The sequence below is a fragment of the Capsulimonas sp. genome (assembly GCF_039929585.1).
Classification (GTDB): Bacteria; Armatimonadota; Armatimonadia; order Armatimonadales; family Capsulimonadaceae; genus Capsulimonas.
This window is the reverse complement of record NZ_JBDSQY010000166.1, coordinates 1-10,053: the sequence shown is the minus strand read 5'-3', so window position 1 is coordinate 10,053 and position 10,053 is coordinate 1. Positions and strand designations below refer to the sequence as shown.

The 10,053-nt window shown below is 58.9% G+C and carries 6 protein-coding genes; 1 reads left to right on the top strand and 5 read right to left on the bottom strand.

The genetic code is table 11. From position 1 onward, the window contains the following. The coding region (locus ABIZ35_RS11635; protein WP_348220070.1) for a GntR family transcriptional regulator at window positions 1-199 on the bottom strand (199 nt) is incomplete at its 3' end. 206 nt (window positions 200-405) lie between these two features. Between ABIZ35_RS11635 and ABIZ35_RS11630 the strand changes: the two genes are divergently transcribed. Beyond that, the gene (locus tag ABIZ35_RS11630; protein WP_348220069.1) at window positions 406-2,211 is read left to right on the top strand and encodes a glycoside hydrolase family 71/99-like protein; all 1,806 of its coding nucleotides are present in this window, start codon (window positions 406-408) and stop codon (window positions 2,209-2,211) included. Here ABIZ35_RS11630 and ABIZ35_RS11625 read toward each other — a convergent pair. The 4 genes from ABIZ35_RS11625 to ABIZ35_RS11610 all read right to left on the bottom strand — a co-directional run. Continuing rightward, a complete protein-coding gene (locus tag ABIZ35_RS11625) occupies window positions 2,208-3,386 on the bottom strand; it encodes a GntR family transcriptional regulator (RefSeq protein WP_348220068.1) in 1,179 nt (392 codons plus the stop codon). The genes ABIZ35_RS11630 and ABIZ35_RS11625 overlap by 4 nt on opposite strands. Window positions 3,387-3,390: 4 nt before the next feature. Continuing rightward, on the bottom strand, window positions 3,391-6,753 hold the full coding sequence (locus tag ABIZ35_RS11620; protein WP_348220067.1) for a glycoside hydrolase family 2 TIM barrel-domain containing protein: 3,363 nt from the start codon (window positions 6,751-6,753) through the stop codon (window positions 3,391-3,393). 156 nt (window positions 6,754-6,909) lie between these two features. Next, window positions 6,910-9,300 carry a beta-L-arabinofuranosidase domain-containing protein gene (locus ABIZ35_RS11615; RefSeq protein WP_348220066.1) on the bottom strand — a complete coding sequence of 797 codons (2,391 nt, stop codon included), beginning with the start codon at window positions 9,298-9,300 and terminating at the stop codon, window positions 6,910-6,912. Window positions 9,301-9,438: 138 nt separating this feature from the next. Then, window positions 9,439-10,053 (bottom strand): carbohydrate ABC transporter permease (locus tag ABIZ35_RS11610; RefSeq protein ID WP_348220065.1); only part of this gene is annotated, 615 nt, incomplete at its 5' end.

Genomic DNA, 10,053 nt, shown 5'->3' with positions numbered 1-10,053 from the left:
GCAAACCGGCGACGGCGCGCTGGATCGTGCCAAGATCCACGCCATATGCAGCCGCCAAATCTTTGCGGCTTGGGATCATGGCGCCGGCGCTCCACTCCCCGGAGGCGATCCTCATCCGCAGGTTTTCTTCGATCCGGCGGTAAACCGCCATGGAAAGATCTCGCTCGCTGCGGACCTTTATCTCTCCGATTTTGCTCATCGCAACGCTTTCCAGACCCATACGGTTGTATGATTTCGTAACATGATTATCGTATCACGACTTGTCCGTCGTGTCAACACATTGTTTTCCAGATGCCTCTATCGCATTCTTTTCTCTCAAAATCGTTGACACGGCGCCAGACTGATGATAAGATATGGTCGTACTCCATGAGTAACGACCGATACTCCGAAAGAGCAAACATATCTATGAACAGAAGTCCGTGGAAGATTCGCGCCGCGTGCGCGATCCTGGCCTCCGCCGCGCTTGCTCCCCTCCCTGCCTCCGCGCAGGACATTGTCGGCAAGGTCATCGCCGGCTACCAGGGCTGGTTCTCGGCGAAGGGCGACGGCTCACCTGTCGGCAGCCTGACCAAGCGCGAAGGCAATTACCACGGAAACTTTGAATGCTACCCCGACATGCGCGAGTTCCCAGCCTCCGAACAGTTTCCAAACCCCAATAAGTGGGGCGCCTTGTCCAACGGCAATCCGTCCCTGATTTTCGCCTCCGACCGCGACTTCACTATCAAACGCCATGTCGGCTGGATGAAACAGTATGGGATCGATACTGCGGCCATTCAGCGCTTTGGCGACGTTTATTCCGACGCGACTTACAAAGATCAGAAAAACGAATTGACGACTCGGATGATGCGCGCGTGCGAAAAATCCGGCGTCAAGTTCTACATCGAATACGACGCCAGCGGATCGGGCGGGGGCGGCTGGGGTCCGAACTGGGTGGCGTCGATCCAAAAAGACTGGACGGATTTCGCTGTCAATCAGAAGATCGCAAAGTCACCCGCTTATGCGCGTGAAGGCGGCAAACCCGTGGTCGAGCTCTGGGGGATGGGTCTGAACGACAACGGTATCTCCAAGGACCCGCAGCAATGGCTGGCGTTAATACAATGGTTCAAGGATCAGGGGTGCTATGTCATCGGCGGCGTCCCCACCGGCTGGAATGGACAGGGTGGCTTTAAAGACGCGCTGACGGGTTTTGAGGCCGTTTACGCCGCGAGTAACGCCATCAATCCCTGGGCTGTCGGCCGCTTCGCGAACGCCGAGGGCGCGGACCACTTTGCCGAAAGCAATCTCAAGCCGGAAGCCGCCTGGTGCAAGCAGCATGGGATCGATTATATCCCCTGCGTTTATCCCGGAACTTCGTTTTTCAACTCGAACGGCCGGACAAAGAATATTATCCCGCGCGCCGGCGGCAAATTGATGTGGTCGCAGTTCGCCAACCTGCGCAGCCTGGGGATCAAAACCTGCTTCGTCTCCATGTTCGATGAGTACAACGAAGCGACACAGATTGCGAAGGCCGCGGAAGATCCCAGCTCTACGCCCGCCGATAAATGGTTTCTCACACTGGACGCCGACGGGGTTTCACTCTCCTCGGACTTCTATCTGCGCCTGACGCATGACGGCGGCAATATGATCAAAGGCCGCGCGCCTTACTCCCGCACGCTGCCGACCAAGCCCTGGAACGATCTTCTGGCGACGAGTTTTGAAACCGGCCAGCCCACAGCGAACGCCGCCCCAGACGCCGCCTACAACAAGAGCCCTAAGAATGTCTCCGGCGCCATATGCGCCGTGACGACAGACAAAGCTCAGAGCGGCTCCCAGTCCCTGCGATACTCGGGAATGGCCAAGGGCGGCGCGGCGGTCTACAGCTATGCTAAAGTCTTCGACTTCACCACCCATCCCAAGACAATCACACCGAACACCCTGCTCTATTATTGGATCTACCCCGAGCAGGACAATGGCCGATACGCCGGCTTGGAAATATTATTCACCGACGGCTCCAAACTCAGCGCCGGCCACTGCGTGGATCAAAACGGCAAACCACTGCGCCCGTCAGCCGGCCATGGCGGCGCCATCCCGCTGAACGCCTGGAGCGTCGTCACCAGCCGCTTGGGAGCGGTGGCGGGCAAAAAAATCAGCAAAGTGTGGGTGGCGTTCGACCGGCCGGGCGCCAAGGGCGTGTACAGCGGACACATCGACGATATTCGGATTTCAAATTAAACGAGAGGCTGAGTCGATCCCCGCACGACCAGTCGCGTCGGCAGCAGAATATGCTGGCAGGCGCTGGGCTCCTCGCGGTGGCTCATGCGCCAGGCGAGCATGGCGGCGGCGCGCTCGCCGATCGATTCGAACGGCTGCCGGATCGTCGTGAGTTTGGGCGGCTGCGGGGTGAAGCGTTCCATGTCGTCAAAGCCGATCACACTCAGCGTTTTTGGGACGGCGATCCCCTGCTCCTCCAAAGCGATCAGCAAATACTGGGCGATGAAGTCGTTCACGGCAAAGACGGCTGTGGGCGGCTCGGGGCGGCTCATCATCTCGCCGATCACTCGATTGATTTCGGACTTGATTGTTTGGCCTGCGAACAGCTTTTCGAATGCAAGCGAGAAGACCATGTCTTCCGATGTGGTCAGGCCCGCGTTCATGCAGGCGTCGAAGTACCCGTCCATGCGCTCCTGAATGGAGGACACGTCCTCATCCGGGGCGAGCAATGCGATCTTGCGATGTCCGAGGGAGATGAGATATTCCGTCGCCTCACGCGCCGCCATACGGTTGTCGATTCCGACAAAATCACATCCGTGCGCAAAGGGGATGCGGTCGACGAACACGACCGGAATATTCGCCGCCATGATCCGCCGAATGTCCGGCAGGGTCTCTTCACCGCCCGCATGGAACATCATCACTCCGGCGACACGCTCCGTCTCCGCCAGATTCAGCGCGTCTTTCTCATGCCGTATCACCCCTTCCGGAGATTTGTCGGAGGTATTGACAGTGAGAATCCGGCAGTTCTCAATCTGACCGCGCAGCCCCTCGTGGATCGAGTTGACCACAACTGTCCAGCTGGGACCAGGATTGAAGGACGGATCGCCGATGATCACCACGGTCTGTACGGCGGCGCTGGGCGCCACGCCTTCTCCAACAGCTCTCATGTGCGCGACAAATGTCCCCCTGCCCCCGTGCGCGACCAGCGCGCCGTCCGCCAGCAGATCGCTGATGGCGCGCTGGATCGTGCGCAGATCGACATTGTACTCGTCGGCTAGCGCCTTGCGGCTCGGCAGCATGGCGCCCGGCGGCCAATGGCCGCTTTCGATCCGTTCTCGCAAGTTTTGCTCGATGACTCGATAAAGCGGCAAATGCCGCTTCGCAAGATCCGTCGGCGCATCATTATTCATCGGCATTTCGCTACTGATCCTTCGGCCCATTCAAAAGCAAATCATGTCCCTGAGCGGCCGCCCCGGAGGAGATCACGGCGCCGGAGACGACGCCCACATCGACATACTGCCCGCCCGCTGTTTGATGGCAATGCACGGCGATTGTGTTGCGGCCGGGATGGAATGCCTTGCGCGCGTCCGCCGATAGAGAGATCGGCTCGTACTGTGTCGTAAAGCCGCCGGCTTGATAAACACGCGTCCCATTGACATAGACTTCCAGGTCTTCATCGTGATGGACCATTAAGTTGACGTTCTCCAGATCCTCGGGCGCCGTCGTGAACTCGGTCCGCAGCCAAATATCGTTCGCGCCCCAGGGCGTGCGCGGCTTGGAGCCGGGGACTTCGCCGCCGAACCCCGACTGGCCCGTCATCCAGGCGCCGGCGTTGAAGCCGGGTTCTTTCCATCCGTCCGCCGGCTTATCCGTTGTGTATTTCCAGGTGGCGCCGCTCTCGCCCTGGAAGGCGGTGGCAACGAGCCATTTCTGACGGACAGGCTGCATTTGGACACCCATGTTGGAAAGCAGACGACGCCAGAAGGTGATATAGGCGTCCGCCGCCGGCTCGTAGTCCATCGCAGAGACAACAATCGTCCCCTGCCCCATCTTCGCGCTGACCAGCGCCGCGCCGCGCGGCTTCACCAAATGTTCGTAAAGCACCACGGCGCCGCACTTGGCGACTTCCGGGACATTGTTAAACAGTGACCAGTCGGTGCTGCTCGCGCTGAGTAGCGTCGTCCCACGATCGACAAAGGCGCCGTCCAGGCCGCACTTCGTGATATGTTTGTCCACGGAATTCTCGGCAAAATATGTATCTGTAAGACCAAACGAATCGACCCAGGGATTGCCGTGTGAAATTTCAAGCATTGTGGCCTGCCGCGCCGTCGCGTTCACCGGAAATGGCAGCAGCTTGCTGACCAAATCCATAGGCGCCGTTTGATCCCGGATCATGATGAGAGCCGCGCCCCCGCGCCTTGTGATGGCGTCGATTTGCTGCTGAATTTTCGGCGCATCCTCGGCGCGAAGCATCTGCCCATCGACAATCAGCGTGGACGCCCGCGCCGCCTCGGCGTCATTGGCGGCGAACGGCGTTCCCATCAAATTCAAATGCTTGTAGAGATCGCCATTGCGGTCGCCAGCAAATGCGACCACCGTCTGCGTGGGAACTGGCGGAGCCACAACTTGAGCAGGAGGGATGTGCGTCCAAGGCCCATCACTCGGCGAAGGACGATGCAGAGCGGCGCGCATGGCGTCGAACATCGCCAGCGGTTTGTAGAGGGGAAGCGCGGGGTCCCAGCCGGGATTGAGTGTGGTGACATAAGGCGGAATGCGCTCTGGCTGCATCCCAAAGCGTCCTTCGGTATACGGGCCGAACGTAACACCGTCACCGGCGTTCGGCAGACGCGTATAGTCGTGATAACCCAGGTTCAGATGCTCCAGGCCAAACCAGACGGTTTCGCTGGCGGAGTAGAATGCGAGCGATGGGCGCGCCATCTGAACGACGTTTTGGTAAAGATCGATCCCCAGCGCCTCATTGCGTCCGGCGTAGCTGGCGTAGGCACGGTCGCCATTGAAGACGGCAAGCTGTTCTGGACGCGCATAGTAGGTTCCGCCGGACTCGCCGACCATCAGCGGCTTATCCACCGAGGCGAGCGGCAGACTGTCCAAGCGCAGTCCGTGACCAAAGTGCGCGCTCCACGTGGGAATGCCTCCCACCAGATCCTTGTCGCCATCGCACGACTGCCAGGGTCGCGTGGGATCGAGCGCTGTGGAGCTGCGAGCGAGCGCCGCAAGCTTGGCCCGGTACACATCCGCATCGTCCTTTGAGGCCTGCCCCAGCACCGCGAACATCTCGTTTCCCACACTCCAGCCGAACACCGAGGGGTGGTTTCGATCGCGCCGGATCAGTCCATGATAGTGGGCTTCATAACGAGGCCACGCCGCCGGGTCTTCCAGGTTGAGCGCAATCGCGCTGCCAAAGATCCCCGTCTCGTCAAGCACCATCACGCCCATCTCGTCCGCCATGTCGAGATAGTATTGCGGGTAAGGCTGTGCATGTGGACGTACGGCGTTGCCGCCGAAATCCTTGATCATGGTGTACCAGCTCCAGACGAAGCGGCGAGACATCATGAACGGCCCAAACGGATGCGAAAGATCGCCAGTCATCTGGATCTTCTTACCATTGAGCAGCAAATCACGGCCATGGATCTTGAGCTGACGCCAGCCAAAGCGCGTGTACTTTATATCCGTCGCATAATGCTGGCGCTTTGTGGTCAGCACCAGCCCGTAAAGCTTGGGGGCGCCGGGCGTCCAAAGGGCAAGCTTGCCGCTGGCGCCGACACGCAGCGTCAGCGTTTTGCTGGAATGAGGACTGAGATTGACATAGGTATCGGGGATCGTGAGGACGACGGCGCCAAGGCGTGACTTTGGTTCCGGCGCCGAAAGCACATCCTTCCCCGCCAGATTGATCCAGGGACGGACAACGCCTCCCACCTGCACGCGCTCCGCTGTGGCCGCGCTATTTTGCACGGTCACCTGCACGACGAGCGTATTGGTATCGACGAGCGGCTGCACGAACGTATCTGAAATGTGCGTCGCCGGCAGCGCAACCAGAGAAACATCCTGCCAGATGCCAACGATTCCATCGAGCGATGAGCCATGCGGATATGGTTTGAGAAAGTTAGGATATTTGGCGCTTCGATGATTGAACAGGTTTTGGCTGCGAACGCCCACGAGCAGATCGTTCGGACCGCCGCGCTTCACGAACTCCGTGACATCGAATTCGAACGGCAGAAAATTGTCGAAATGATGGCCGGCGCGATGCCCATTGACAAGTACTTCGCAATCCCCCGCAACCGCCTCGAAATGCAGCATGACGCGCTTGTCTCGCCACCCGATGGGAACGGAAAAACTTCGGCGCAGCCACCCCATTTCAGCATCGTCCCACGTTTCGGGATAACTCGGATAATACAGCGAGCTGGGCTGATAGGGCCGATCCGTTCCGGCGCCGACATTTCGCCCATTGCCCCACGTGTTGACATTCCAGGGCGACGGGATCTTGATCGGCGTCGCCTCCCATCGGTCCACGGACGGTGGGGGAAGCTCGGGCGGAACGCCCGTGTCGCGCTTGTATCCGGCGGGAACCGCCACAGGCTCGAAGCGCCATTTTCCATTCAAGCAGATCTCGTCGCGATATGGCTTCTCCACCGCAGCGATGCTCCCCTCGCTCGGCGAAAACGCGCGATGAAACACCGTCCCCGCCATCGCTCCCCGCCCCGTAAAAGCACATGCGCAGGTAACTCCCACGAGAAAGGCGGCAAGAATGTTCTTTAGTTTCATAATTCTTCCAGAAGAAATATCGTGATGTCATATGATCGTATGACATCAAGCGCATCCATATGATATCACGATATCCGATGTATGTCAAAGCAAAACGCCGCTCCAATGAACGTGGGTTCCATTGGAGCGGCGTGGATAGAAAGACGATGGGGTCGATTACTGGGCGTTCACTCGGACCGTGCGGACGCCGAACACGCCGCCGGCCATGGCGCCGGGGCGGGAGGCGAAGCGCACGATGACGGTACTCCTGCCCTGCATGAGCGCGACGGGAATGGCGTAGGCTTGATCGAAGAACTCGTTCGGTTTGTTGTTTGCGAGCGTTTGTGTTGCAATCTTCTCGCCATTGACCACAATGTCGAAGGTGCGATTGCCGGTTTCGCCGCCCCAATACGTCACGACTAAGGTGTTCGCGACGGCGGGGTCAACCTTGAGAGTGTATTCAAAATAGCCGCCATCACTCGCGTCGCGCCACTTACGATTGTTTGCGTCGCCCTCATTGGAGCGTCCGCTTTGTAAATGGTGGTCGGCCTCGGATTGCTGCTCGTGCGGGCGTACTTCGTCGAGGGTACGCGCGGCCAGATCGCGCTGGCTCCGCTCCTCGGCGGCAATCGCTGCCCGCTTGGCTTGCCAGTCCGCCGGTGAGTACGTATTCCAGTAGACATTGTAGCGGATGTGCTGCGCGCGTGAGAATGGGATCAATTTCACATCAGTCGCATGTCCCGCATCGGTCTGGGCGATGCCGTGCGCCTCAAACGCCAGCTTCGCTCCGGGCGCGCGCCGGATACTTTTTGTCCAATCGTTAGAAGTTGACCAATTGGCGCTCGAAACCATCGCAGGGACGGGTGGCGCGGGGTAGTTAGAGTAGACCGTCTGGCTGTCCACATAGTCGCTGATCTTGTCCATGCCCTCGCGCCCCATGTCGCCGGCGAGGACGATCGGGCCGTAGAGGATCGCGCGCTGGCTGGGGCTGTCGTGCAGAGGTTCGGACCGAAGGTGCATCGGCAAGCGCCATTTCACAACATCGCCATTCTTCCAGGTGCGCGTGACGGCGGCGTAGCTGCCCGGGCCGGCGGCGACCTTTTGCGCCTTGCCGTTGACACTCAATACAGCGCCGGTCGTCCACGCCGGCTGGCGAAGTTTGAGTGTGAACGCCGTCGGCTTCGCGGCCGCGATCGTAAACCGTGTCGTGTCCGTGTCGGGAAAGCGTGTGTTCTGTGTCAGCGTCACACCCTTCGCCGCCCACTTGAGGCGCGAAGCAATGAAGAGATTCACGAACAGCGTATCGTCGGTATGGAAGTAGATCGTGTCGCCATACTTCGAGTGGTTCTCCAGCCCCGTCCCCACACAGCACCAGAACGCCGTGGTTGGGTTGGAGTAGACTTTGAAACCGCCGGGCTTGAGGGAGTTGAGATAGTTGAAGCCGCCCTTGTCCGGGTCCTGGGAACTGAGGATCTGATTGAACAGCGCCCGCTCGTAATACTCCATCCAGGCGTCCGACGGCTCGACCTGATACAGATCGCGCGTCAGCTTGAGCATATTGTAGACGTTGCAGTTTTCGGCCGTCTCGCCGGACAGATGGTCCTTGGTGTCCGCAGGATCGAAGAAGTGTTCGTGATCGGAATTGCCGCCGATGACATAGGTGCGGTTCTGGGTCACAGTCGTCCAGAAGAAACGGGCAGCGTCGCCGTACTTCCGGTCACCGGTGAGTTCATAGATCCGCTCGAAGCCGATGACCTTGGGGATCTGCGTATTCGCGTGCCAGCCGTTGAGCATATCATGCTTTTCGCTCATGGGATCGAGCAAGGCGCGCTGGGAAAACTTGTGCGTGAGGTCGAGATACTTCTGTTCGCCGGTGATCGCGTAGACATCGGCGAGTGTCTCGTTCATGCCGCCATGCTCCTGGGTCAGCATGATTGTCCATTGCTCGTCGCTGAGATTTTTGGTCGTATCGATCGCCCAATCTGAAAGCTTGATTAGACATGTCTTCGCCTGTGAGTTGCCTGTCAGTTGATAGGCGTCGCGCAGACCGGCGAAGAGCTTGTGCATGGTGTACCACGGCACCCAGCCGCGATGCACGCCATCGCCCTTGCCCGCTTTGACGTCGTTGAACATCGCGCGACCATCGGGAATGCCAGACACGTAACCGTCGCCGCCCTTGTCCTGGCAGAGCGCAACTTCGCTCACACTGTAATCGAGCTTTTGTTTGAGCCGCGCGTCGCCGGTCGCCTGGTACATCATCGCCAGCGCGGACAGATAGTGCCCAAACGTCTGCCCGCCGACACCCGCGCTCTCCCAGCCGCCATAAATCGGCGCCTTGGCCTCCAATCCGGCGTTCGTACGGAAGTTATGCAGAAGCCGATCCGGCTCCAGCGAGAGAATATAATCTAAGTCGAGTTGCTGCGCGTGCTTGAACGGGCCGTCGAGCAAACGCACATCGGTCAAAGGGAATGCTTGTACTTTGGGAGCGATCTTCGGCGCCGCCTGAAGGGCGTTTCCGAGGGTCAATGTCAGCGCCAGAGCGCAGTTAAACGTTTTTCCATGTTTCATAGGCTCTTATTGTATCATTAGCCGTGTTTGCTGACTAGCAGACAAAAGAGCATATTTATATCACAAAAGTGACATGCGCCAAATAAAAACGGCTCTGGAGACTAAGTCTCCAGAGCCGTTGTCAAAACCGTCACGAAACTAGCGCCCGCCCAGCCCCGTCAGCGACACGCCTTCGATGAAGTAGCGCTGCGTGAAGAAGAACAGCACGATGACTGGAAGCATCACCAACGTCGTCGCCGCCATTAGCATTCCCGGTTCGCCGCCATGCGACGAGTTGAACAGCTGGAGCACATAGGAAAGCGGCATCTTCTGCGGAGTCGAGATGAAGATCAGCGGGCCCATGAAATCTTTCCAAGCCCCCATGAACGTCATAATGGAGACCGCCGCCAGCGACGGCTTTACCATCGGCAGCATGACCCGCCAGTAAGTTGTAAAGTAATTGCACCCGTCGATCTTCGCCGCATCCTCAAGTTCCTTAGGGATGCCCATAAAGAACTGTCGCAGCAGGAAGACATTGAAGGCGCTGGCGAAGAACGATGGCGCCCACAGCGGATACAGAGTATCGATCCAGTGCAGCTGGCGGAAGATCAAGAAGCGCGGCATCATTGTGACCGCGTCCGGCAGCATCATTGTCGCCAGCACCAGACCAAACAGCCAGTCCCGTCCCGGCCACTTGAGGCGCGAGAAGCCATAGGCGACAAGGCTCGATGAAAGTGTCGTTCCGATCACCGACATCAGTGCGATGATGAGTGT